General features: G+C 59.0%; 2 protein-coding genes and 1 pseudogene. All 3 read right to left on the bottom strand.

The features are described from left to right. Positions 1-70: 70 nt before the first annotated feature. Positions 71-277, bottom strand: a pseudogene (locus M3N55_RS16905) (DDE-type integrase/transposase/recombinase); the annotation flags it as partial. Between the two features lie 15 nt (positions 278-292). Beyond that, complete coding sequence (locus M3N55_RS16755) at positions 293-610, bottom strand: IS3 family transposase (protein WP_283164011.1); 318 nt, start codon at positions 608-610, stop codon at positions 293-295. A gap of 35 nt (positions 611-645) precedes the next feature. Beyond that, the gene (locus M3N55_RS16680) at positions 646-912 is read right to left on the bottom strand and encodes a transposase (RefSeq protein WP_249060983.1); all 267 of its coding nucleotides are present in this window, start codon (positions 910-912) and stop codon (positions 646-648) included. Between the last annotated feature and the right edge of the window lie 79 nt (positions 913-991).

The raw sequence follows: 991 nt of genomic DNA on the forward strand, positions 1-991 counted from the left end.
GTTCGTCCAGCAGTTCCTTGGAAATCGTCATCGTCCTTGCTCCTCTCAGGAAGCATGGACCAGATCCCGGTTACACAGAAGATCGGACACTCTCTTCCGGGCCGTTATCAACGACCAGGATATCGGGGTATCCCCGCTCACGAGCCACGCGTTCCAGCATCTCGACCACCCGCTCGCCTGGCAACGAGAAGTCCACCTCGATGGCCGGACATTCGCGCGTGCAGTCGTCCTTGAGGTTGGCGGTGCGGAATTTGCGGCCATTGGCCAGCGCGTCGCTGGTGAAGTCGAGCGACTAGCGCTGGTTGGGCGCAATCGGGCACCAAGCCCCCTCACGGCCCTCGCGCGGGATCTTCTTGCGCTTGGTGCGGCGCAACCACAGCCGTTCTTCGCGGTAGATCCGCTCGACCACTTTCACGTTCACCCTGAAACCCTCACGGACCAGTTTTGCATGCAACATGCGATAGCCATACCTCCTGTGCTTGCCTGACAAGGTGATCAGGCGCTCTCTGAGCCGCGCGTGGCGGTCTGGCCGGGCTTGATAGGTCAAGCTCGACCGCGAAATCCCAACCAGCCTGCACGCTCGCCGCTCCGTGAACTGATGGTCATCCATCAGTTTCTGGACCGCGGTGCGGCGGTGTGCAGGCGTCAGAAGTTTTTTGCCAGCAACCCTTTCAGACCCGCATTGTCGAGCATGGCATCAGCCAGAAGCCGCTTCAGTTCAGCATTCTCAGACTCAAGGTCTTTCAGGCGGCGCAGCTCTGAAACTTGCAGCCCACCATACTTGGCCTTCCACTTATACAGCGTCGCGTCCGACATGCCGTGCTTGCGACACAGCTCCGAGACCTTCGCCCCGGCCGCATACTCTTGCAGGATCCCTACAATCTGCTCTTCGGTGAAACCTGATTTGCGCATCGTCTGTTCTCCTTGTGCTGACGAACGTTACAAGAACAAACTCTCCTTTCGAATGGCCCGGTTTATTGGGGGCAGGTCA

The sequence above is a fragment of the Roseinatronobacter domitianus genome (genome assembly GCF_023336755.1).
Lineage (GTDB): Bacteria > Pseudomonadota > Alphaproteobacteria > Rhodobacterales > Rhodobacteraceae > Roseinatronobacter > Roseinatronobacter domitianus.

Excerpts from the sequence above, each read along its gene's own strand:
- M3N55_RS16755 (WP_283164011.1), bottom strand. The coding sequence starts at position 610 with ATGGATGACCATCAGTTCACGGAGCGGCGAGCGTGCAGGCTGGTTGGG.
- M3N55_RS16680 (WP_249060983.1), bottom strand. The coding sequence starts at position 912 with ATGCGCAAATCAGGTTTCACCGAAGAGCAGATTGTAGGGATCCTGCAA.